Here is a 25,293-nt window from a genome sequence, read left to right as displayed (position 1 = left end):
TTAAATAAAAAAAGGAGATGTCTTAAATTTAAGACATCTCCTTTTTTTATTTCTCAAAGTATTTTTTTAAGAATAATCCTGTATATGAACCTGGCTTTTTAGAAACTTCTTCTGGTGTTCCTGTTGCAATTATTTTTCCACCCTTATCTCCACCTTCTGGTCCAAGATCTATTATATAATCACATGTTTTTATAACATCTAAATTATGTTCTATAACAACTATAGTGTTTCCTGTATCTGCTAGCCTTTGCAGTACAGTTATTAATTTATCTACATCAGCCATATGAAGTCCTGTCGTTGGCTCATCTAATATATATAAAGTCTTTCCTGTAGCTCTTTTACTTAACTCTGTTGCTAGTTTAATACGTTGAGCTTCTCCTCCTGATAATTGAGTCGATGGTTGTCCTAATTTTATATATGAAAGCCCAACATCCATAAGAGTATCTAGTTTTCTTTTTATTGTTGGTATGTTCTCAAAGAAAGCTGAAGCTTCTTCAACATTCATATCTAAAACATCTGATATTGTTTTATCTTTATATTTAACCTGAAGAGTTTCTCTGTTGTATCTTTCTCCCTTACATATTTCACAAGGAACATAAACATCCGGTAAAAAATGCATTTCTATTTTTATTATCCCATCACCTTTACAAGCTTCACATCTTCCACCTTTAACATTAAAACTGAATCTTCCTTTTTGATATCCTCTAGCTTTAGCTTCATTAGTTGATGCAAATAAATCTCTTATTAAATCAAATACACCTGTATAAGTTGCAGGATTTGAACGCGGAGTTCTTCCTATTGGACTTTGATCTATGTTTATTATTTTATCTATATTTTCTATTCCTTTTATCTCTTTATGTTTACCTGGCTTGTCTCTTAATCTATTAACTTTTGTAGCTATCCCTTTATATAAAATATCATTAATTAATGTACTTTTTCCTGATCCAGATACACCTGTAATACAAGTAAACTTTCCTAATGGAATTTTAGCATTTATATTTTTTAAATTATTTTCTGATGCTTTAACTACCTCTATGAAATTCCCATTTCCTTCTCTTGTAGTTTCAGGTATTGGTATAACCTTTTTACCACTTAAATATTGTCCTGTTAATGAATTAGGATTTCTAAGTATTTCATCAAGATTTCCTTCTGCTACTATTTCTCCACCATGAACTCCTGCTCCTGGACCTATATCTACTATATAATCAGCTTCCCTCATTGTATCTTCATCATGCTCTACAACTATAAGAGTATTTCCTATATCAGTTAAATGTCTTAAAGTTTTTATTAATCTGTCATTATCTCTTTGGTGTAATCCTATACTAGGCTCATCTAAAACATATAACACTCCTACAAGAGCTGAACCAATTTGTGTCGCTAATCTAATACGTTGAGCTTCTCCTCCTGATAATGTACCAGCTTTTCTGGATAAGTTTAAATAATCTAGTCCAACATCTCTTAAGAATGATGCTCTAGCTTTTATTTCCTTTAAAATCTCATGAGCTATGAACTTTTGCTTATCTGTTAGGTTTATATTTTCAATATATTCTATAAGCTCATTAACTGAGTAATCAGTTACTTCCATTATATTTTTATTATCTACTAATACAGATAAAACTTCTTTTCTTAATCTATTTCCTTTACACTTAGGACAAGGTCTTTCTCCCATAAACTCTTCTATTTTTTCTCTAGAATGTTCTGAGTTTGTTTCTCTATATCTTCTCTCTAAGTTTACTATTACACCTTCAAATGGAGCTTTGTATAATCTATTTCCTCCATACTTTGATTCATATACAAATTCAACCATAACATTATCATGTCCGTAAAGTAACTCTTGAACAAATTCTTCAGGTAAATCTTTAAATGGTGTAGATAAATCCACATTAAATTTTTCAGCTAAACTCTTTACCATTTTACTATAGTAAGTATCATCATTAGTTCCAACTGAGCCCCAAGCAGCTATAGCCCCTTGTTTTATAGAAAGTTCTTTATTTGGAACTACTAGATCTGGATCAACCTCTTTACTCTCACCTAATCCATTACATGTATCACAAGCTCCAAAAGGACTGTTGAAAGAGAACATTCTAGGAGATAACTCTTCTATCCCTATACCATGTTCTGGACATGCAAATTTAGTTGAATAAAGAATTTCTTCTCCATCTATTATTTGAGCTATAACTAAACCTTCAGATAATTTTACAGCTGTTTCTATAGAATCTGCTAATCTATTTTCTATACCATCTTTCATTACAATTCTATCAACTACTACCTCTATATTATGTTTTTGGTTTTTATTTAAATCTATTTCATCTGTAACTTCATAATTAGTTCCATCTACTCTTAATCTTACAAATCCCTCTTTTTTTATGTTTTCAATAACTTTCTTATGCGTTCCCTTTTGACCTCTAACCACAGGTGACAATATTTGTAACTTAGTTCTTTCTGGGAAATCCATCATCTTATCTACTATTTCTTGTACTGTCATTTGACTTATCTTTTTCCCACATGTTGGACAATATACTTCGCCGACTCTTGCAAATAACAATCTTAAATAATCATATATTTCTGTTACTGTACCTACTGTAGAACGAGGGTTTTTTGATGTTGTTTTCTGATCTATTGATATAGCTGGTGATAATCCTTCAATATACTCTACATTAGGCTTTTCCATTTGACCTAGGAATTGTCTAGCATATGCAGATAGACTCTCTACGTATCTTCTTTGTCCTTCTGCATATATAGTGTCAAAAGCTAAAGATGATTTTCCCGATCCTGAAAGACCAGTGAAAACAATAAATTTATCTCTAGGCAAAGTTAAATCTACATTTTTTAAATTATGCTCTTTAGCTCCTTTTATTATAATTTTATCATTCATATACTTTTTCCTTTCATACTCAACTTTATAAGTAATTAATTTAATTTATCTTCTAATTCTTTTATCTTATCTCTTAATTGTGCTGCTCTCTCAAATTGAAGATTTTGTGCAGCTTCCATCATTTCTACTTTAAGATCTTCTATTGATTCTCTTATACTATCTTCATTATTTTCATTTATATCTCCATAAACCGCTTCTTCATCTGCAACAACTGTTGCTTCTATTCCTTTTCTTATTCCTTTTTGAATTGTTGTAGGAACTATATTATTAACCTCATTATAATGCATCTGTATTTCTCTTCTTCTCTTTGTCTCTTCTATAGCACTTTGCATAGATCTAGTTATCTTATCTGCATACATTATAACTCTTCCATTTGAATTTCTAGCTGCTCTACCTATAGTTTGTATAAGAGAAGTTTCTGATCTTAGGAAACCTTCTTTATCGGCATCTAGTATTGCAACTAGCGAAACTTCTGGTATATCTAAACCTTCTCTTAATAAGTTTATACCCACTAATACGTCAAATTTACCTAATCTTAAATCCCTTATTATTTCTATTCTTTCTAATGTATCTATGTCTGAATGTAAGTACTTAACTTTAATCCCTATATCTTTAAGATAATTAGTTAAATCCTCACTCATCTTTTTAGTTAAAGTAGTTATAAGAACTCTTTCTCCTTTTTCTGTAATAGAGTTTATTTCTCCAACTAAATTATCAATTTGATTATTTATAGGTCTTACTTCAATTATTGGATCTAAAAGTCCAGTAGGTCTTATTATTTGTTCTGCTATTGTAGTTGAATGTTCTATTTCATAAGGTCCTGGAGTTGCAGTTACAAATAGTATTTGATTTATATTATCCTCAAATTCACTAAAGTTTAAAGGTCTATTATCATAAGCTGAAGGTAATCTAAAACCATTATCTATAAGAGACGATTTTCTTGATCTATCACCTGCATACATACCTCTTACTTGTGGAACTGTTACGTGAGATTCATCAACTATGATTAAAAAGTCATCTGGGAAGAAATCCATTAATGTATATGGTTTTTCTCCCGGTTCTCTTCCTGTTATATGTCTAGAGTAATTTTCTATCCCCTGGCAGAATCCTATCTCTTTTAACATTTCTATATCATATCTAGTTCGTTGGTCTATTCTTTGCGCTTCAACCAATTTATCATTTTCTTTAAAATAATCTACTCTATCTTTTAATTCTTTTTGAATATCAATTATTGCTTTATCTATTCTTTCTGGTGTTGTAACATAGTGAGATGCCGGGAATATAACTACATGATTTCTAAGTCCTACAAGTTTTCCTGTTAAATAGTCTATTTCTGTTATTCTATCTATTTCATCTCCAAAAAATTCTATTCTAATAGCTCTTTCATCTGTATTAGCTGGGAATATCTCTAGAATATCACCTCTAACTCTAAAAGTTCCACGTGTGAAATTAACATCATTTCTTTCATATTGTATATCTATTAATTTTTTTATGATTTCATCTCTATCTTTCTCCATACCTGGTCTTAAAGAAACCATAAGTTTTTTATAATCTTCTGGATCCCCTAATCCATATATACATGATACAGAAGAAATTATTATACAATCTCTTCTTTCTAAAACTGCAGCAGTTGCTGAATGTCGTAATTTATCTATCTCATCATTTATACTTGCATCTTTTTCTATATACGTATCACTATGTGCTACATAAGCCTCAGGTTGATAATAATCATAGTAACTTACAAAGTACTCAACTGCATTTTCTGGAAAAAATTCCTTAAACTCACTATAAAGTTGTGCTGCTAAAGTTTTATTATGAGCTATTATTAAAGTAGGCTTATTTACATTTTTTATTATATTAGCCATGGTAAAAGTCTTTCCTGATCCCGTAACTCCAAGTAATGTATTAAACTTTTCATTTCTGTTTAAAGCATCTGTAATTTTATCTATAGCTTCAGGTTGATCACCTGTAGGCTTATATTCCGATTGAATTTTAAATTCCACAATATCCACTCCTAACCGAACATTAGTTCACATTATAATATCTTAATTATAACATAGGTTTTTAATTTTTTTCACTCTATATTAATATTCTCTTATTTAAAGTATTTTAAATATTTTTATTTAAAAATTTACTTCATTTGAAATGGCTCTTATAAAAATTGCTTAAAATTCCTAAATTTAAAGTTTTAAATATATACTCTATAAACTAATTTGCCCATTATCTAAGCAAATTTCTTCATTGTTAAAAAATCTTTTTAAATAAAAATATGCACTATTTTATAGGTTATAAATGAATTTTCATTAACTAAAATTTACATAAATGAAAAGAGATATCTTTATACAAAGATATCTCTTTTTATTTATGTAAATCATTTTCTTAAATTTTTAACTTGTTCTAAAATCTTTATATCTTCCTCGTTCGTTGGTTCTTCTAGTACTATATTATGAGGCATCTTAGCTCCATTTTCATCTACACATACAAAAGTTAAAAATCCTTCAACAATAATACTTCCATCTCTAATAACTTTTCCATAAACAGTCAAACTTGTTTTCCCAGCATATACAATTGCTGATTTTATTTTTATAATATCACCTTTTTTTATAGGTTTTGTAAATTTGACTTCATGTACTTTTAAACAAACTAAATTTTCAGGATGTCCATATTCACTTGCTACTGTTACAAAACAACTCTCAACAAACCACTCTGTCATCCTTCCTGCAAATAATGTCCCATGGTGATTTAAATCTTCACTTTTAACAAGTCTATGTGTATCGTAAAACTCCATATAAATACCCCCCTGGCATATGTTAGTTAATGTATAAGACTTTTCTTATATACTAATTATACTATACGTAAAAATAGCAATATACAACATGTTTTTTGTTAAATTTTTTTTACAAATATCTATAAAAAATGAGGCCTCTATGGGGGATAGAGACCTCTTAAATGGGGGAGATTGAGTATTTATTTATACTTATATAATGTCCCATTCTAAGATTTATATACATTATTTCAAAAATTTTTTATTTATTTTTATTTAAGCGTAATTCTTCTTTATTTTACACATCAAAAAGTGGTTAAAGTTTAGTTTGGAACGCCGAGGTCATTCAAAGCATCTTTTCTTATTATTTAATACTATTTTGTACAAGTGTAATCTTTTTATATTTTATACAACAAAAAGTGGTTAGTATTAAGTTACAATGTAGAAGTCATTTTAAAGCATCTACTCAGCTTTATGACTTCAAATGTAACTTAATACTAACCACAACATAAATCCACGTAAAATAAAAAAGATTACGCGGCTACGTCCTACTCTCCCAGGCAGCTTCCCACCAAGTACCATCGGCGCTAAAGAGCTTAACTTCTGTGTTCGGAATGGGAACAGGTGTATCCTCTTTGCTGTAATAACCGCATAATCTTTATTTAGAGTTAGTACTCTAAAAACTGAATAACATTTGTAAGATTAAATAATCTTGGTCAAGTCCTCGATCTATTAGTATCGGTAAGCTACATACATTGCTGCACTTACACCTCCGACCTATCAACCAGGTAGTCTTCCTGGGATCTTACCCTTACGGTGGGAAATCTTATCTTGAAGTTGGCTTCGCGCTTAGATGCTTTCAGCGCTTATCCATTCCGTACATAGCTACCCAGCCATGCCCTTGGCAGAACAACTGGTACACCAGAGGTACGTCCATCCCGGTCCTCTCGTACTAAGGACAGGTCTCCTCAAATTTCCTACGCCTGCGACGGATAGGGACCGAACTGTCTCACGACGTTCTGAACCCAGCTCGCGTACCACTTTAATGGGCGAACAGCCCAACCCTTGGGACCTACTACAGCCCCAGGATGTGATGAGCCGACATCGAGGTGCCAAACCTCCCCGTCGATGTGGACTCTTGGGGGAGATAAGCCTGTTATCCCCAGGGTAGCTTTTATCCGTTGAGCGATGGCCCTTCCATGCGGAACCACCGGATCACTAAGTCCGACTTTCGTCCTTGCTCGACCTGTATGTCTTGCAATCAAGCTCTCTTCTGCCTTTACACTCTACGCACGATTTCCGACCGTGCTGAGAGAACCTTTGAGCGCCTCCGTTACTCTTTGGGAGGCGACCGCCCCAGTCAAACTGCCCACCTGACAGTGTCCCAATACCTGATTCAAGGTATCTGGTTAGAATCTCAGTACTACAAGGGTGGTATCCCAAGGATAGCTCCACCGAGACTGGCGTCCCGATTTCATAGCCTCCCACCTATCCTGTACATGTAGCACCAAAATTCAATGTCAAGCTACAGTAAAGCTCCATGGGGTCTTTCCGTCCTGTCGCAGGTACCCGGCATCTTCACCGGGATTACAATTTCACCGAGTCTGTTGTTGAGACAGTGCCCAAATCGTTACGCCTTTCGTGCGGGTCGGAACTTACCCGACAAGGAATTTCGCTACCTTAGGACCGTTATAGTTACGGCCGCCGTTTACTGGGGCTTAAGTTCACTGCTTCGGATAAATCCTAACAGATCCCCTTAACCTTCCAGCACCGGGCAGGCGTCAGCTCCTATACATCGTCTTGCGACTTAGCAGAAACCTGTGTTTTTGGTAAACAGTCGCTTGGGCCTATTCTCTGCGGCCACCTCGGGCGTTAACCCTAACGTGGCACCCCTTCTCCCTAAGTTACGGGGTCATTTTGCCGAGTTCCTTAACAACAGTTCTCTCGCTGGCCTTAGGATACTCTCCTCACCCACCTGTGTCGGTTTGCGGTACGGGCACCTTTAATCTCGATAGAAACTTTTCTCGACAGTGTGAAATCAGCTACTTCGCTACTTAATTTCGCTCCCCATCGTACCCCAGCATTATCATGGCGGATTTGCCTGCCTTGACTGCCTCAGTACTTAGCCACACATAACCAACAGTGTGGTTAGCTTATCCTACTGTGTCATTCCATCTCTCAAACGATTATCGGTGGTACAGGAATCTCAACCTGTTGTCCATCACCTACGCCTTTCGGCCTCGGCTTAGGTCCCGACTAACCCAGGGCGGACGAACCTTCCCCTGGAAACCTTGGGTTTACGGCCCGTGGGATTCTCACCCACGTCTCGCTACTCATGCCAACATTCTCACTCCTATACTGTCCACACGTCCTTACGGTCATGCTTCAGCCTGCATAGGAAGCTCCCCTACCTATCATAAATGATATCGTAGCTTCGGTAGTAAGTTTTAGCCCCGGTAATCTTCGGCGCAGGATCACTCGACCAGTGAGCTATTACGCACTCTTTAAATGAGTGGCTGCTTCTAAGCCAACATCCTGGTTGTCTATGCAATCCCACATCCTTTACCACTTAACTTACATTTAGGGACCTTAGCTGACGATCTGGGCTGTTGCCCTCTCGACTATGAATCTTATTACCCACAGTCTGACTCCCAAGTATAAAATAACGGCATTCGGAGTTTGATAATCTTCGGTAAGCGCAATGCCCCCTAGGATATTCAGTGCTCTACCTCCGTATTTCTCAACCTTGAGGCTAGCCCTAAAGCTATTTCGGGGAGAACCAGCTATCTCCGAGCTCGATTGGAATTTCACCGCTATCCACAAGTCATCCCCGAGCTTTTCAACGCTCGTGGGTTCGGACCTCCACGAAATTTTACTTTCGCTTCATCCTGCTCATGGATAGGTCGCTCGGTTTCGGGTCTACGACAGCAAACTTAACGCCCATTTAAGACTCGCTTTCACTACGGCTCCATACCTTAAGTACTTAACCTAGCTTACTATCGTAACTCGTTGGCCCGTTCTACAAAAAGTACGCGGTCACACATATAAAGTGCTTCCACAGCTTGTAAGCGCAGGGTTTCAGGTTCTATTTCACTCCCCTCCCGGGGTTCTTTTCACCTTTCCCTCACGGTACTATGCGCTATCGGTCACTAAGTAGTATTTAGCCTTGGAGGATGGTCCCTCCTGCTTCCCACAGGGTTTCACGTGTCCCGTGGTACTCTGGATCACATCTAAAGTCTTCTCGTTTCAACTACGTGGCTATTACACTTTATAGCGGAGCTTTCCAACTCTCTTCGTTTACGATACCTCTTTGTTGATGATGTGTCCGCAACCCCAGCGAAGAAAACTTCACTGGTTTGGGCTATTCCGCGTTCGCTCGCCGCTACTTACGGAATCGAATTTCTTTCTTTTCCTCCGGGTACTTAGATGTTTCAGTTCCCCGGGTTCCCCTCACTAAGCTATGTATTCACTTAATGATACTTAGACATTACTCTAAGTGAGTTTCCTCATTCGGAAATCTTCGGATCAAAGTTTACGTGCAACTCCCCGAAGCTTATCGCAGCTTATCGCGTCCTTCATCGGCTCTTAGTGCCAAGGCATCCGCCCTGCGCCCTTAATAACTTGACCAGTTATTAAAAGTGTTATTTTTTTAAAGAGTTTTCTTCTCTTATAATTGGTTTATTTAATCATCACTAAATGTTATGCAGTTTTCAAAGTACTAAAGTACGTCGCCAACGTCTATTCGCTAATATAGCTCATATCCCGTTGCTCAAAGTACTAATATGGTGGAGATGAGGAGGATCGAACTCCTGACCCCTTGCGTGCAAGGCAAGTGCTCTCCCAGCTGAGCTACACCCCCACAATATAAAGTTCATTTAAGAACTCTCAAAATTAAACAGTAGGTAATTACTCCTTAGAAAGGAGGTGATCCAGCCGCACCTTCCGATACGGCTACCTTGTTACGACTTCACCCCAGTCATTGGTTTCACCTTCGACGGCCGCTTCCTAAAAGGTTAGCTAACCGGCTTCGGGCGCCCCCAACTTCCATGGTGTGACGGGCGGTGTGTACAAGACCCGGGAACGCATTCACCGCAGCATTCTGATCTGCGATTACTAGTAACTCCAGCTTCATGTAGGCGAGTTTCAGCCTACAATCCGAACTGAGAATGGCTTTAAGGGATTAGCTCCACCTCGCGGCTTGGCAACCCTCTGTACCACCCATTGTAGCACGTGTGTAGCCCTAAGCATAAGGGGCATGATGATTTGACGTCATCCCCACCTTCCTCCGAGTTATCCTCGGCAGTCCCTCTAGAGTGCCCAACTTAATGCTGGCAACTAAAGGCAAGGGTTGCGCTCGTTGCGGGACTTAACCCAACATCTCACGACACGAGCTGACGACAACCATGCACCACCTGTCACCACTGTCCCCGAAGGGAAATCTCCGATTAGGGAGAGGTCAGTGGGATGTCAAGCTTAGGTAAGGTTCTTCGCGTTGCTTCGAATTAAACCACATGCTCCGCTACTTGTGCGGGTCCCCGTCAATTCCTTTGAGTTTCACTCTTGCGAGCGTACTTCCCAGGCGGAGTACTTAATGCGTTAGCTGCGGCACCGAGGGGGGTAACCCCCGACACCTAGTACTCATCGTTTACGGCGTGGACTACCAGGGTATCTAATCCTGTTTGCTCCCCACGCTTTCGTGCCTCAGTGTCAGTTACAGTCCAGAGAGCCGCCTTCGCTACTGGTATTCCTCCTAATATCTACGCATTTCACCGCTACACTAGGAATTCTACTCTCCTCTCCTGCACTCAAGTTCTCTAGTTTCAAAAGCTTACTACGGTTGAGCCGTAGCCTTTCACTTCTGACTTAAAAAACCACCTACGCACCCTTTACGCCCAGTAATTCCGGATAACGCTAGCCCCCTACGTATTACCGCGGCTGCTGGCACGTAGTTAGCCGGGGCTTCCTCCTCAAGTACCGTCATTATCTTCCTTGAGGACAGAGCTTTACGACCCGAAGGCCTTCATCGCTCACGCGGCGTTGCTGCATCAGGCTTTCGCCCATTGTGCAATATTCCCCACTGCTGCCTCCCGTAGGAGTCTGGACCGTGTCTCAGTTCCAGTGTGGCCGATCACCCTCTCAGGTCGGCTACTGATCGTTGCCTTGGTAAGCCATTACCTTACCAACTAGCTAATCAGACGCGGGTCCATCCTGTACCGCCGGAGCTTTGATATAAAAGCCATGCGACTTTCATATGTTATCCCGTATTAGTATACCTTTCGGTATGTTATCCGTGTGTACAGGGCAGGTTACCCACGCGTTACTCACCCGTCCGCCGCTCTCTCCGAAGAGATCGCTCGACTTGCATGTGTTAGGCACGCCGCCAGCGTTCATCCTGAGCCAGGATCAAACTCTCAAATATAATTTAAAAAGTTGTCCATCGCTCAGCTAATCATTATCTGAATATCTGGCTTGGTTGTTTGTGTTTAATTCTTTAAAAAAGAATTTATATAATTAACCTACTGTTTAATTTTCAAAGTTCTTACATTTTTTTCTACAAGTTATACTTTATCACCTCTTTTATCTTTCGTCAATACTTTTTTTATTTATTTTATTTTTTATTTAATTATTTTTTATTATATAATGAAAGCGTGAATAAAAGAATATTAAATAAAGGAGTTTTAAAAATGAATAAACTTGAAAATAATGATTTAATTATTGAAGTTAAAAATACAGGTGCTGAACTAAGTCGAATATACTCTAAAACACTTAATAAAGAATTTTTATGGGATGGAAACAAAAAGTTTTGGGGAAGATATTCTCCTATTCTATTTCCTATTGTAGGAAGACTAAAAGATAATGAAACTATTATAGATGAAAAAAAATACAATATGAATCAACACGGATTTGCTAGAGATTTTGATTTTAATTTAATAGAAAAGGATCAAGACTCTTTAACATATAAACTAGATTCTAATAATGAAACTAAAAAGTACTATCCTTATGATTTTGAATTATTCATTAAATACATAATCACCGAAACTGAAATTAAAGTTTGCTGGAAAGTTGTAAATACAGATTGTAATGATATATTTTTTTCAATAGGTGCTCACCCAGCTTTTAATGTTCCATTTGACAAAGATACTACTATTGACAATTACTACTTAAACTTTAAAACTAGAAATGAAGTATCTAACTATTTATTGCAAGGACCTTTTGTTTGTAAAAAATCAAAAGTTGATAGTTTAAAATCAATTAAATTACATCCAGAAATTTTTAAAAATGACGCTCTAATATATGATAATGTAGATGAAATTAGTATATCCTCTAAGAATAGTTCTACATCCATACATGTAAAGTTTGATAATTTTCCATTCGTTGGAGTTTGGTCTCCTTATAACAAAGAAGATAATACAATAGCACCTTTTGTATGTATAGAGCCTTGGTTTGGAATAGCCGACTGTTTAGATTCTAATAAAATTTTCAAAAATAAATTAGGAATAAACCAATTATCTCCAAATAAAACTTTCGAAGCTTCTTATTCAATAAATATAAATTCATAGTTTATAATAACAATAAAAGACTGAGGCAATCTAATTTCACCTAAAGTGAATTAATTTGCCTCAGTCCTTTTAATTTTTTTTATTTATTTATTTGATTATTCATCCAATCTATAGCAACTTGAAGTTGCTTATTTTCATCTTTTTCTTCTATTTTAGGCTTTATGCCCTTTTTATTTATATAGTCTCCACTCGGAGTATAATACTGAGCTGTAGTAAGTTTATAACCTGTTCCATCATTTAAACCTCTTACAGTTTGAACTAATCCTTTACCAAATGTAGTTGTCCCTATAGCTATCCCTCTATTGTTATCAACTATAGCTCCTGTAAGTATTTCAGATGCAGATGCACTACCTCCGTTTATAAGTAAAGCTATCGGTAAATCTAATTCTCTATTATTATCAGATTTTAAATACTTAGCTTTACCACTATTATCTTTAACAGACACTATAGTATCTCCCTCTGGTAATATTTCATCTGCTATATCATCACATATATTTAATAACCCTCCTGGATTATCTCGTAAATCTAACACTAGACCTTTTATGCCTTTTTTATTTAAATTATTTAGAGCCTTTTTAAAGTCATCATAAGTATGTTCATCAAATGACGAAATTTTTATGTATCCAATATCATTTTCTAAAACTTTAGAATCTATAGTTTTCATTACTATTTCTTCTCTTTTAACATTTATATCTAATACTTCACTACCTCTTTTTATAGTTAACTTAACATCTGTTCCTGCTTTTCCTTTTATAAGACTCATTGCCTTATCCATATCTTTAGAAGTAACTTCTTTTCCATTAACTTTAATTATTTTATCTCCTGATTTTATTCCACTTTTTTCAGCAGGAGATCCTTCTATAGGAGATACAACAGTTATTAATTCATCATCAGATGTTGGACCTATAACTACCCCTATTCCTACATAACTACCTGATGTTTGTTCTTGTAACTTTTCAAACTCTTCTTTTGTGTAGTATTGTGAGTATGGATCATCCAAGCTTTCAAACATCCCTTTTATAGATCCTGTCATCAATTTTTCATTATCAGGGTCCTTATAAAAATCTTTATCTATCGTTCTTTTTAAACCAGCAATTTTATCATACCCCTTATACTTGAAACCTACTACTTGAGATGTTATTAATGCCGTAGCGATTACAATTATAACAGAGTATATTATAGCCCTTTTTTTGGATATCATTTTATGCATCTCCTTTTACATAATATACTATATTATTATATGCCTTCATATTATTTTTATTACTGCATGTCTTTCAGTTGATGTTATCGTATTTTAATACTAAACTTCTTATTAGGAAGTTTTTATACCATATTATACCACATTAAAGAAAGGTGATTTAATTGAAAAAAGATTTTAGAAAAAAAGTTATAGAACTTAGAAAAAAACAATCTCCTCAATCTATAATTTGTAAATCTAAAAAAATTTCCGATATAATTTTATCACTAGAGGATGTAAAAAAAGCCTCTACTATAATGGTTTATTTAGATTTTAATAACGAAGTAAAAACTGATAACCTAGTAAACTCATTAATCTCTTTAGGTAAAAAAGTATTAGTACCTATTGCCGTAAAAGAAAACAAAACTCTTGTACCTTCACAAATCAAAAATATAAATACAGAAGTTTCAATAGGAACCTATGGCATAAGAGAACCTAAAAAAGAATTTATAAGAGTAACAGATATCGAATCAATAGATGTTTTAATAGTACCTGCAGTTGCCTTTGATATAAATAAATTTAGATTAGGCTATGGAGGTGGCTTCTATGATAGATTTATAGAAAAACTGAGACCTGATAGTATAACCATAGGCATAGCTTTTGAATTTCAAATTTTCGATTCTATACCAAAAGAAAGTCATGATGCTAAACTAAATTACATTGTGACAGAAGAAAGAATTTTAAAATAAAAATATTAAATAGAGTAAAGTATTGTCTTTACTCTATTTAATAACTATTTATCTTTTTTATCATCATCACTTTTTCTGTATATGTTTAATTGTTCTATAACTTTTTTATCTATTTCTTCTATATTAAGTCCTGTAAGTATACCTAGTCCATCTTCTATATTAGATATTGCATATATGCTAAATTCCCCAGTTTTTACAGCTTCTACAACTTCATCTTTTAACATTAAATTTTTGACATTTTGTATAGGCATCATTACACCTTGTTTTCCATTTAATCCTTTTATCTTACAAACATCAAAAAATCCTTCTATTTTTTCATTTATTCCTCCTATAGGCTGAATTTCACCTTTTTGGCTTACAGATCCAGTTACTGCTATATGCTGTTTAATTGGTATTTTAGATATACTAGATATTACTGCATATAATTCAGTACTAGATGCACTATCTCCATCTACACCACAATAGTTTTGTTCAAAAGTTATAGATGTTGATATAGATAAAGGTTTCTCCTTACCATATCTTTCTCCTAGGTATCCAGTTAATATTAAAACTCCTTTATCATGGATACTTCCACTTTGCTTTATTTCTCTTTCTATATTTATAATCCCACTTCTACCTTTGTATGTTGATGCAGTTATTTTAGAAGGCTTTCCGAAACTATATTCACCTGTTCCCATTACAGCCAGTCCATTTATTTGTCCAACTTTTTCTCCATCTATATCTATTAATAAGGTTCCATCTTCAAACATTTCATTTAGCTTTTCTTCATATTTATTATTTCTATATCTTTTTTGATTAATAGCCTTCTCTACATCTGATTTAGTTACATATTTTGCATCTTCTTTACTAAGAGCTTCAGATTCAAAAATCAAATCTACAATTTTATTAAATTTAGCTGTCAATTTTTCTTTATCGTCACTAAGCCTTACACTATATTGTAAAACTCTTTCTACCGCTCCTTTATCAAAGTGTTTTAAATTATATTCTTTACATTGATTTGATATAAGCTTAATAATTTTATATATATTTTCATTATTTTTATTAATTTCAACATCAAAGTCAGCCATTATTTTAAATAAATTTCTAAAATCTTCCTCATAAGAATACAATATATTATAAATATAATTGTCACCTATTAAAATCACCTTTATATCTAAATCAATAGGTTCCGGTTTCAAATTGGATGTAACTAAATATCCATACTGCTTATTTAGAGATTCTATTGATATTTTGCCTGTCTTAAGTGATCTTTTTAGACATTCCCATGAAAAAGGACTTGATAATAAATCTTTAGCATTTATTATTATAAATCCTCCATTAGCCTTGTGTAATGACCCTGGCTTTATTTCCATAAAGCTAGTAGTTAATGATCCTATTTCATTTTTATAGTCTATTGATCCTGCCAAATTGTAATATGTAGGATTGTTTTCATTTATAACCTTGCCTTCCGTACACTCGCTATTATCAATTAGTAAATTAACTCCATATCTAATAAAAAACTTAGCATCACTTTTAGGGCCCATTAAACCTAATAATGCCATTGGATTTTGATTGTTTTCTTCTCCTGAAGTCTTAAATTTACTTATATTTTGTACGATATCATCGCATAAATCATTTATATACTCTTTAACTTTTTTACATTCTCCATATCTTTCTAGTAAATATCTCTCATAAAATCCAACTAAGCTTTTACCTACATTTTTATCTAATTCATCCAGTTTCTCTTTATATTGATCTTCACATAGCTTTATTTCATTAATATATTCTTTGCTATCTTGATTTAAATTTAAACCCTCTTCTCTTAAATCTTTTATCTGTTGAGGTGTCAAGTTCCCAATTTCTGCTTCTCCCAGCATATCACCATCTGAGTTTATGGGAACACTTATCAATCCTCTTTCTGTTACTTCAAATTTAAATCCTCTAGGTTTTGCAATTTCATTTAGCTTATCTATTATATATTGAATATTACTTTCAAGTTCTGTCATTAATAGTCTATTATGATATTCATATTCCTTAGTGCTAAAAATTTTAGGTATCTCTACTTTTAATTTTTCAATAATATCTTCCATATCTTTTTTAAATAACTTACCTTGTCCACATTCAAAAGATAAAGCTATTGGTTCGTTATTGTTCTTAAAATTATAAACATATGCCCAATCTTTTATATTTTTATTATTTTTCTTAACTTTGCTTATAAGCATATTCGTGTAACTATTTCTTCCTGTTCCACTACTCCCTGCAACATAAATGTTATAACCTTTTTGTTTCATATTAAGACCAAATTCTATAGCTTTAACAGCTCTATCTTGACCAATTATATCTCTAACTGGTTCTATATCTTCTGTAGATTTAAATTCTATATTATCTAAGTCACAAGTACATTTCAATTTTTCAATATCTAATTTAAACTTATCCGAATTAAACATCCATTCACCTCATAGCATTTATTTTTACATTTAGTTTTACCTATATAACATAAATAATGTACTTTACTTATAAACAATGTTCTTCAAACTAATATTTTTAATCCACTTATATAAAATTTGTTTTGCTCATAAAACTTTTTAAACATAAAAAAAGTTATAAATAATTAGTTTAGCCTAATTATTTATAACTTCTTGTTATTTTTCTACTTTTGAATTCAGTTCAATTCTATCTGGTAGTTCTTTCAGATTAGTTTCTACTACTATATAAGGATGTGATTCCTCTTTATTTTTATGTACAACTTCAACTTTCATTACATTTTTATCTTCTTCTTTAAACATTTTTATAGAGTTCATCTCTATCCCCTTATTTGCATCTTTACCTCTAGTTACAACTACATATATTTTGCCATCTAATTTAACAGCTAGAGCTCTTTCTTCATCTGTGTATTTACCCATCATATCAAGAATCTTTTCTGGAATTTCATTTTTTTGAAGCATTATATAATCTACAGGTTTTGACTCATCCATAAACATTTTCGGCACAAATACAAAACCTCCCAATAGTAAGATTAAAACTATCATTCCATAGATTACGCCCCTAATATTAAATTTAACTTTCAATTAATCACCCCCCATATAAATATATGAGCTTGTTTTAAATAATAGAAGATTTTTAAAAAATAAAAAGCCGTAAATATTAGATATAATATCTAATATTTACGGCTTAATAATCATAAATTTATTTTTTAGCTATAGCTTCTTTTACACTCTTAACTATTTCCTTAGAAGTTAATCCATAAGCTTCTAATAATTCTTTTGGTGTTCCTGATTGTCCAAACACATCATTAACACCAACTTTTTTAACTATAACTGGGCATTCTTCACTAACAACTTCACTAACTGCAGATCCTAGCCCACCAATTATATTATGTTCCTCAGCTGTAACTATTACTTTAGTTTCTTTAGCTGCATTTAATATTATTTCTTTATCTATTGGCTTTATAGTAGGCATATTTATAACTCTAACATTTATACCTTCTTCTTTTAATTGCTCATGTGCTATTACAGCTTCATTAACCATTATTCCGCAAGCTATTATAGTAGCATCATTACCTTCTCTTACTACTACACCTTTACCAATTTCAAACTTGTAGTTCTCATCAAATAAAGTTGGAACTGCAGATCTTCCAAGTCTAACATATACTGGTCCATTGTATTTAGCAATTTCAAATATAACTTGTTCTGTTTCAACTCCATCAGCTGGAACGATAACAGTCATATTAGGTATTGATCTCATTATAGCTATATCTTCTACACTTTGGTGAGATGCTCCATCTTCTCCTACAGTTATACCTGCATGTGTAGCACATACTTTTACATTTAACTTAGGATAACATGCAGAGTTTCTTATTATTTCAAATCCTCTTCCTGTTGCAAACATAGCAAAACTGCTTGCAAAAGGTATTTTACCTGCTGCTGCTAATCCACAAGCTGCACCTATTAAGTTTTGTTCCGCTATACCCATATTGAAAAATCTATCAGGGAATGTTTTTGAAAAGTCATTTGTTTTTGTAGATTTAGATAAATCTGCATCTAAAACAACCACATTATCATTTACTTGACCTAATTTAACTAAGGCTTTTCCATATGCTTCTCTAGTTGCTATACTACTCATTATCCGAACCTCCTAATTCTTGTAATGCTTTTTCTAAATCGCTATCACTAGGTGCTGTTCCATGCCATCCAGCATTATTTTCCATAAAAGAAACACCTTTACCCTTAACAGTTTTAGCTATTATCATTGTAGGTTTCCCTACTGTTTCTTTAGCCATATCAAGAGCTGCGAATATTTGATCAAAATCATGTCCATCTATTTCAATAACGTTCCATCCAAAGCTTTTGAATTTATCCATTGCAGGACCTACATTCATAACTTTTTCAACTTCTCCGTCAATTTGTAATCCATTGTAATCTAAAAATGCTACTAAATTATCTAATTTATAGTGAGCTGCACTCATTGCTGCTTCCCAAACTATACCTTCTTGTATTTCTCCATCCCCAAGTAATGTGTATACTCTCCATGGCGCATTATCTAATTTAGATGCCATTGCCATACCACACGCTACTGAAAAACCTTGTCCTAAAGAACCTGTTGACATTTCAACTCCTGGTATTCCCTTCATATCTGGATGACCTTGTAACATTGCTCCTATTTTTCTTAATGAGTTTAATTCTGTTTTATCAAAATAACCCTTCTCAGCTAATGTAGAATATAAAACTGGAGCTGCGTGTCCTTTTGATAGTACAAATCTATCTCTATCTTCCATCTTTGGATTTCTAGAATCTACATTCATTTCATCAAAATAAAGTGATGTTAATATTTCAACTGCAGATAATGATCCTCCTGGATGTCCAGATTTAGAACTATGTATCATGGTAACTATATCTCTTCTTATATTACGTGCAATTCCATTTAATACTTTATGGTCTCTCATGTAATTACCTCCTTGTTTTGTGAGTAAAACTACTGACTCTATATTATGTACTTTGCAATTGTATCATACTAATTCCATATTATTATATCACTTTTTGCGTTTTTTTTGCTTAAAAATCCAAAAAAAATTATTGATATACTCTTTCAATACACCAATAATTTAAATTAAATTTGAAATAATCCCAAACTTATAAGCAGACTATTATTCACTTTTTCCATCATACATTCATCTAGATAACCTATTTTTTCTCTTAAACGCTTTTTATCTATAGTTCTTATTTGCTCTAAGAGAATAACGGAATCTTTATTAAGCCCATACTCATTCGAACTAATTTCAATATGAGTTGGTAATTTAGCCTTGTTAATTTGCGAAGTTATTGCCGCAACAATAACAGTTGGACTGTACTTGTTTCCTATATCATTTTGAATGATTAGAACTGGTCTTATTCCACCTTGTTCAGATCCAACTACAGGGCTTAAATCGGCATAAAATAAATGTCCGCGTTTTATATCTAAATTGTTAGAACTCACCTTGAGCTATAGTCCCTTCAAGGTTATCATCAGAAGATACCTCATTTGTCATTCCTAGCTCGGCTAAAGTTAAATTTATTTGACCCATTTCTTTATAACCCTTAATCATGGATTCTTTTAAGTCAAATTTTTTCTTTTGTGTAATGTAGAATTGAAAAGCAGCTTTTGCAAAATCTTCTCTGTTAGAGTTCTCTATCTGTACTATATGATCAACTTCAGAAATCAAAGAGTCAGGTAGAGTAAACACAATTTTCTCTTTGCTCATATTGTGCACAAAATCGCCTCCTAGGGGGTAATACTATAATCTTTATTTTACCAAATAATTATCTTTTTGTACAATTGCATTTCTTTCCATATAAACACGTTCAACTCGTCTAGAAATCATACATAAGACTTCATAATTTATTGTTCCTAAGTCTTTAGCTATTTTTTCTACACTCTGATTTTCGCTCTCAGAAAATATTATAACCTCATCGTCAATTTTTATGTCTATATCTTTATCTATTTTTATCATACATTGATCCATACATATAGTTCCTACAACATCAAACTCTAATCCTTGTATATAAGCCTTGGGATTTTTTTGCATTCTTGTAAATCCATCAGCATATCCAATAGGTACTGTAACTATTCTTTCTTTAGATTTAGTTACATATTTAAGACCATAACTTATACCTATATTCTCATCCACTTCCTTTATATGAGAAATTCTAGTTTTCAATGTCATAGCAGGTTTTAAATCAATTATATCTTTATTTACCTCATCAGAAGGATAATGTCCATAAAGTATAATTCCACATCTAACCATATTAAAATTCAAATCTTTACATTCCATAGTTGCTGCACTATTAGAAACATGTTTTATAGGAATATCAATGTCTGCAGATTGTAATTTTTCAATTACTAAGTTAAATTTATAAACTTGACCATAAGTGTATTCTTTATTTCTTTCATCAGCCGTAGCAAAATGTGTATATATGCCCTCTATAAAAATATTTTCAAGTTGATTGATTCTAATTATTTCAGTTATAGATTCATCATTTACTTGAAATCCTATCCTACTCATTCCTGTATCTATTTTTATATGAATTTTAGCTTTTTTGTTATGTTTTTTTGCGATTTTATTTGCTAAAAATGCAGTTTCATATGAAAATATAGTTAAACTGATGTCATTAATTATAGCTTCTTCTAAAGATTGATTTGGTATATATCCTAAACATAATATAGGTAATCCTATATCATTTTGTCTAAGTTCTAGACCTTCTTCAAGCCTAGATACTGCTAAATAATCTACATTTTCTCTTTCTAAAAACTTTGATATCTGCACTGCCCCATGACTATATGCATTAGCCTTAACCACTCCACAAATTTTAGTATCTTCTTTTAATATTTTTTTTATATTTTTTAAATTATTACTTATATTATCTAGATTTATCTCCGCCCATGTAGGAGCTGTTATATTTATCTTCATTGTCTATCTCCTTGCTATTTCTTGTACTTAAAATCAGAATAATTGACTATAAATCTGGTATTCCCTTCCTGATCTAATATTTCTAATTTAGCAGGATAATTTTCTTTTGAGTCTATATAAAGTATCTGCTTGTTGAAATATTTAGTGTTCCCAGGTATTGATACTGTAAGCATTAAATACCCATTCTTCATTCCAATCTCTACATCTTCCCCTTGTAGATAATTCTCTACAAAATCTCCAACAAATAAATGCTGACTATCTTTTCCTACATTAGGTAAAATCAATTTATCTTCTAACTCTGGGTTAGTTACAATTATCTTATCTTGTTTGTATTCTATAGTCTTACCCTTAAGGTGTTCAGGCTGTAAGGCAACTAATTTAAAATTGCCAGGACCATTATATTCATGTAAAAAAGAGTATTTATGAGATTTTTTATTTCCTATAACTTCTATGTCTGCTTTACACTTATAGTACTTCATCTTCGATATGTCATTTTGAAAGTTTTTGTATACCTCTTCTTTTGTGGACTTGCTTTTTTCACAACCTATAAATATAGTCGTAAAGCTTATAACTAAAATCAAAAATAACGTCCACTTGCGTTTCACACAATACCTCCTAATTTAAAACCTATTCTTCATACATAGATTTTATTATATCGTATCTACAAATTATTCCTTTTATTTTGTCATTTTCATCAACTACAGGAACTCTGTTTACTGATTTTTTTATCATTATGTTTGCAATATCATCAAATGTATCATTTTCATAAACTTTTATTACATCTTCAGACATTAAGTCTTTGACTTTAGTAGCTGCTATATCTTTTATATCATGTTCTATCTTTTTAAAATCATTAATACATATTAACCCCTGTAAAAATGTTATGTACTCTGGAGGATCTACGTATTTTTCTTTTTTCATTATATCTGTTTCTGAGATAATACCTACAACTTTATTATCTTTATCCACTACAGGTACTCCACCTATTTTCTCAGTTATAAGAATGTTAGCTATATCCTGTATATTATCAGTTTCTCTTGCTACCTTTACATTAGTAGTCATTATATCTTTCGCTTTTTTAGTTTTCATCTTATCACTCCTTAACTATTACCATAGCATTAGCTACAGCATAATTTTCACTATGAGATATAGATACTTGTATTTCTAAAACATTATAATCTATGCACATTTGTCTTAAATTATTATAAGTTTTAACTATAGGCTTTCCATTTTCATCTCTTAAAACCTCTATGTCATCAAAATTAAAATCTTTAATGCCTGTTCCAAAAGCTTTACTTATAGCTTCTTTTGCAGAAAAATTTCCAGCTATAGTTTCAGATCTAAATTTTTTTGATTCAAAATACTTTATCTCTTCATCAGTGAATATTTTATTTAAAAATCTTTTTTTATTTTTTAATATGTTTTCTATTCTTTCTATTTCTACTATATCTATACCTATACCCAATATATTCATGGATACCTCCAAATTTATGTATATATTACTATTTTGTGACTTAAATTCAAATCTATTCAATTGTTTATACTAAATTTTATTTACAAATCTATTTTTATATTACTATAGAGAAATTTATTTTAATAGTTCCACAAGTATTTAAATTTAAGTGAATAGTGGTTATAAATTTACTTAGTTATAAAAAAATAAAAAGGCTAGAGTTAAACTCTAGCCTTTTTTCTATAACCATTCTGCAGATTCAGTTAAAATAACAGCTTGCTCTTTTTCAACTTGAACGAATCCTCCAGATATTTTTGCTTCTTTAAATTTACCTTCTCTTTTTAGACGTAGAGTTCCATCTGATAATCCTGCAACTAAAGGTCTGTGGTTTTTTAATATACCTCTATCTCCTTCAGTAGTTCTCACTATTATCATCTCTGTTTGACCTTCATAGAAGACTTTTTCAGGAGTAACAATTTTAACCGCAAATTCGCTTGCCATTATTATCTACTCTCCTTCGCTTTTTCAACTGCCTCTTCTATACTTCCTACGAATAAGAAAGCTGATTCTGGTAAGTTATCATGCTTACCTTCTAATATTTCTTTGAAACTTCTTACAGTTTCTTTAACAGGTACATATTTACCTGGTATTCCTGTGAACTGCTCACCAACGAAGAATGGTTGAGATAAGAATCTCTCTATCTTTCTAGCTCTGTTAACAGTTATCTTATCTTCATCAGATAATTCATCCATACCAAGTATAGCTATTATATCTTGAAGTTCTTTATACTTTTGAAGTATAGATTGAACTGATACTGCTATCTCGTAATGTTCTTTACCAACTATAGCTGGGTCAAGAACTCTAGATGTAGACTCTAATGGGTCAACAGCTGGGAATATACCTAGAGAAGCTTTTTGTCTAGATAAAACTGTTTTAGCATCTAAGTGAGTGAATGTTGTAGCTGGTGCTGGGTCAGTTAAGTCATCGGCAGGTACATATACAGCCTGAACTGATGTTATAGACCCTTTATTTGTAGATGTTATTCTCTCTTGTAATCTACCCATCTCTGTTGCTAATGTTGGTTGGTATCCAACTGCTGATGGAGTACGTCCAAGAAGTGCAGAAACCTCAGATCCTGCTTGAGTGAAACGGAATATATTATCTACGAATAATAAAACGTCTTGCCCTTGTTGATCTCTGAAGTATTCAGCCATTGTAAGACCAGTTAAAGCAACTCTCATTCTTGCTCCAGGTGGCTCATTCATTTGTCCGAATACTAGAGCTGTTTTATTTATAACTCCTGTATCGCTCATCTCATGGAATAAGTCGTTACCTTCTCTTGTTCTCTCTCCAACACCTGCGAATACTGATATACCACCGTGTTGAGTAGCTATATTGTTAATAAGCTCTTGTATAAGAACTGTTTTACCAACTCCAGCTCCTCCGAATAGACCTATCTTACCACCTTTTAAGTATGGTGCTAGTAAGTCAACAACTTTTATACCAGTCTCTAGTATCTCAGCTCCTGGGTTTAATTCGTCGAATGCTGGTGCTTCTCTATGTATAGGGTTTTTAGGAGCATCTTTTGGAGCTTCTTTACCATCAACTGGCTCACCTAATACATTGAATATTCTTCCTAAAGTTTCTTCTCCTACAGGAACACTTATAGCAGCTCCTGTATCAACAACTTCCATACCTCTTACTAGTCCATCAGTTGAACTCATTGATATACATCTTACAGTATCATCACCAACGTGTTGTGCAACCTCTACAACTATTTTTTTATCTCCGTGCTTTATCTCTAATGCATTTAATAGATTAGGTAAGCTTTTTTCATCATTGAACTTTACGTCAACAACTGGCCCGATAACCTGAACTATTTTACCTATGTTTGCCATGTCCTAACCTCCTTATTTATTGAGCTGAAGAAGCTCCTGCAACTATCTCAGATATTTCTTGAGTAACTGCAGCTTGTCTTGCTCTATTGTATTGTAATTCTAAATTAGATATCATTTCATTTGCATTGTCTGTTGCTGATTCCATAGCTGTTCTTCTTGCAGCTTGCTCTGAAGCGTAAGACTCAGCTAATCCTCCGTATATCATTCCTGATACATACTTAGGAACTATAAATCCAAGCACAGCGTCTGCAGAAGGTAAGTATTGAACTGCCGCTCCACTTTGCTTCTTCTCTTCACCTTTGTTAGCTTCTATACTTATTGGTAAAAGCTTAACTAATCTTGGCTCTTGACTTAATGCAGAAACGAACTCTGTATATATTAATTTAACTTCGTCTATGTCTCCGTTTTGATACGAATCCATTACAGTTTTTGATATATTCATTATATCTTCATAGTTAGCATTTTCAACAGAAGGTATTGATCCTATTACTTCAAATCCTCTTTTGCTAACAAATTCTTTTGCTTTTTTTCCTATAGTAACAACTTTAACATTTTTAGAACCTTGAGTTTCAGCCGCTAATGCTTTAAATACATTTGCGTTGTATCCACCTGCAAGTCCTCTATCTCCTGCTATTACTACATAACATCTATTTTTAACTTCTCTTTGTTTAAGAAATTCACTTTTAACTCCGCTCGTACTCTTAGCTATATTCTCTACAGCTTCTTTCAAAGTGTTAAAATACGCTTTAGAACTTTCAGCTTTTTCCTTAGCTCTTCTAAATTTAGAAGAAGAAACTAATTCCATTGCTTTAGTTATTTGTTTCGTATTTTCAACACTGGCAATACGAGTTTTGATTTCCTTCATTCCAGCTCCTGCCAATTGAGTTACCTCCTT

Annotated in this window: 19 protein-coding genes, 1 tRNA gene and 3 rRNA genes; 2 read left to right on the top strand and 21 right to left on the bottom strand. The window is 33.2% G+C overall.

What is annotated here, in order from left to right; translation table 11 throughout:
- Positions 1–46: 46 nt before the first annotated feature.
- From uvrA to KXZ80_RS01295, 7 genes are all read right to left on the bottom strand, one after another.
- Positions 47–2,875: an excinuclease ABC subunit UvrA gene (uvrA, locus tag KXZ80_RS01325; RefSeq protein WP_021434175.1), complete on the bottom strand. Its 2,829-nt coding sequence runs from the start codon at positions 2,873–2,875 to the stop codon at positions 47–49.
- Between the two features lie 35 nt (positions 2,876–2,910).
- Entirely contained in the window at positions 2,911–4,878 is a 1,968-nt protein-coding gene (gene uvrB / locus KXZ80_RS01320; RefSeq protein WP_021434176.1) for an excinuclease ABC subunit UvrB, read from the bottom strand.
- Positions 4,879–5,246: 368 nt separating this feature from the next.
- A complete protein-coding gene (locus tag KXZ80_RS01315) occupies positions 5,247–5,663 on the bottom strand; it encodes an acyl-CoA thioesterase (RefSeq protein ID WP_021434177.1) in 417 nt (138 codons plus the stop codon).
- Positions 5,664–6,174: 511 nt separating this feature from the next.
- Positions 6,175–6,291 (bottom strand): 5S ribosomal RNA (gene rrf / locus KXZ80_RS01310).
- Positions 6,292–6,351: 60 nt separating this feature from the next.
- Positions 6,352–9,266 (bottom strand): 23S ribosomal RNA (locus KXZ80_RS01305).
- A 156-nt stretch (positions 9,267–9,422) separates the two neighbouring features.
- A tRNA-Ala gene (locus KXZ80_RS01300) sits at positions 9,423–9,498 on the bottom strand.
- Positions 9,499–9,556: 58 nt separating this feature from the next.
- A 16S ribosomal RNA gene (locus tag KXZ80_RS01295) occupies positions 9,557–11,058 on the bottom strand.
- Together the 16S, 23S and 5S rRNA genes with 1 tRNA gene alongside form the textbook arrangement of a ribosomal RNA operon.
- A gap of 265 nt (positions 11,059–11,323) precedes the next feature.
- On the opposite strand from KXZ80_RS01295, the gene KXZ80_RS01290 reads away from it, so the two are divergent.
- Positions 11,324–12,199, top strand: a complete 876-nt coding sequence (locus KXZ80_RS01290) for an aldose 1-epimerase family protein (RefSeq protein WP_021434178.1) — start codon at positions 11,324–11,326, stop codon at positions 12,197–12,199.
- A 79-nt stretch (positions 12,200–12,278) separates the two neighbouring features.
- Here KXZ80_RS01290 and KXZ80_RS01285 read toward each other — a convergent pair whose 3' ends face one another.
- Complete coding sequence (locus KXZ80_RS01285) at positions 12,279–13,400, bottom strand: S41 family peptidase (protein ID WP_021434179.1); 1,122 nt, start codon at positions 13,398–13,400, stop codon at positions 12,279–12,281.
- Between the two features lie 161 nt (positions 13,401–13,561).
- On the opposite strand from KXZ80_RS01285, the gene KXZ80_RS01280 reads away from it, so the two are divergent.
- The gene (locus KXZ80_RS01280) at positions 13,562–14,125 is read left to right on the top strand and encodes a 5-formyltetrahydrofolate cyclo-ligase (protein WP_021434180.1); all 564 of its coding nucleotides are present in this window, start codon (positions 13,562–13,564) and stop codon (positions 14,123–14,125) included.
- Between the two features lie 44 nt (positions 14,126–14,169).
- Here the strand turns inward: KXZ80_RS01280 and KXZ80_RS01275 are convergent, their stop codons facing one another.
- The 13 genes from KXZ80_RS01275 to atpG form a co-directional block, all read right to left on the bottom strand.
- Positions 14,170–16,551, bottom strand: coding sequence for a Lon protease family protein (locus KXZ80_RS01275; RefSeq protein ID WP_021434181.1), 2,382 nt, complete (start codon positions 16,549–16,551; stop codon positions 14,170–14,172).
- Between the two features lie 195 nt (positions 16,552–16,746).
- On the bottom strand, positions 16,747–17,172 hold the full coding sequence (locus tag KXZ80_RS01270; RefSeq protein WP_025161277.1) for a hypothetical protein: 426 nt from the start codon (positions 17,170–17,172) through the stop codon (positions 16,747–16,749).
- Between the two features lie 118 nt (positions 17,173–17,290).
- A complete protein-coding gene (locus KXZ80_RS01265; protein WP_021434182.1) occupies positions 17,291–18,226 on the bottom strand; it encodes a transketolase family protein in 936 nt (311 codons plus the stop codon).
- Positions 18,219–19,046: a transketolase gene (locus KXZ80_RS01260; protein ID WP_021434183.1), complete on the bottom strand. Its 828-nt coding sequence runs from the start codon at positions 19,044–19,046 to the stop codon at positions 18,219–18,221. Before KXZ80_RS01260 ends, KXZ80_RS01265 begins: the two co-directional genes overlap by 8 nt.
- 164 nt (positions 19,047–19,210) lie before the next feature.
- On the bottom strand, positions 19,211–19,576 hold the full coding sequence (locus KXZ80_RS01255) for a type II toxin-antitoxin system PemK/MazF family toxin (protein ID WP_021430410.1): 366 nt from the start codon (positions 19,574–19,576) through the stop codon (positions 19,211–19,213).
- A complete protein-coding gene (locus KXZ80_RS01250; protein WP_035118413.1) occupies positions 19,566–19,841 on the bottom strand; it encodes a hypothetical protein in 276 nt (91 codons plus the stop codon). The genes KXZ80_RS01255 and KXZ80_RS01250 overlap by 11 nt, the downstream gene beginning before the upstream one ends.
- 42 nt (positions 19,842–19,883) lie before the next feature.
- On the bottom strand, positions 19,884–21,047 hold the full coding sequence (alr, locus tag KXZ80_RS01245) for an alanine racemase (RefSeq protein WP_021434184.1): 1,164 nt from the start codon (positions 21,045–21,047) through the stop codon (positions 19,884–19,886).
- Positions 21,048–21,061: 14 nt separating this feature from the next.
- Positions 21,062–21,652, bottom strand: coding sequence for a germination lipoprotein GerS (gene gerS / locus KXZ80_RS01240; protein WP_021434185.1), 591 nt, complete (start codon positions 21,650–21,652; stop codon positions 21,062–21,064).
- A 22-nt stretch (positions 21,653–21,674) separates the two neighbouring features.
- The gene (locus KXZ80_RS01235; protein WP_021434186.1) at positions 21,675–22,136 is read right to left on the bottom strand and encodes a CBS domain-containing protein; all 462 of its coding nucleotides are present in this window, start codon (positions 22,134–22,136) and stop codon (positions 21,675–21,677) included.
- A 4-nt stretch (positions 22,137–22,140) separates the two neighbouring features.
- Positions 22,141–22,521, bottom strand: coding sequence for a holo-ACP synthase (gene acpS / locus KXZ80_RS01230; protein ID WP_021434187.1), 381 nt, complete (start codon positions 22,519–22,521; stop codon positions 22,141–22,143).
- A 219-nt stretch (positions 22,522–22,740) separates the two neighbouring features.
- Positions 22,741–23,001: an ATP synthase F1 subunit epsilon gene (gene atpC, locus KXZ80_RS01225; protein WP_021430426.1), complete on the bottom strand. Its 261-nt coding sequence runs from the start codon at positions 22,999–23,001 to the stop codon at positions 22,741–22,743.
- 2 nt (positions 23,002–23,003) lie between these two features.
- Entirely contained in the window at positions 23,004–24,398 is a 1,395-nt protein-coding gene (gene atpD / locus KXZ80_RS01220; RefSeq protein WP_021430421.1) for a F0F1 ATP synthase subunit beta, read from the bottom strand.
- 16 nt (positions 24,399–24,414) lie between these two features.
- Positions 24,415–25,278, bottom strand: a complete 864-nt coding sequence (gene atpG, locus KXZ80_RS01215; protein WP_021434188.1) for an ATP synthase F1 subunit gamma — start codon at positions 25,276–25,278, stop codon at positions 24,415–24,417.
- Between the last annotated feature and the right edge of the window lie 15 nt (positions 25,279–25,293).

The organism is Paraclostridium bifermentans, assembly GCF_019916025.1.
Classification (GTDB): Bacteria; Bacillota; Clostridia; order Peptostreptococcales; family Peptostreptococcaceae; genus Paraclostridium; species Paraclostridium bifermentans.
The sequence above is the reverse complement of the archived record's forward strand: the minus strand, read 5'-3'. Positions and strand labels throughout refer to the sequence as shown.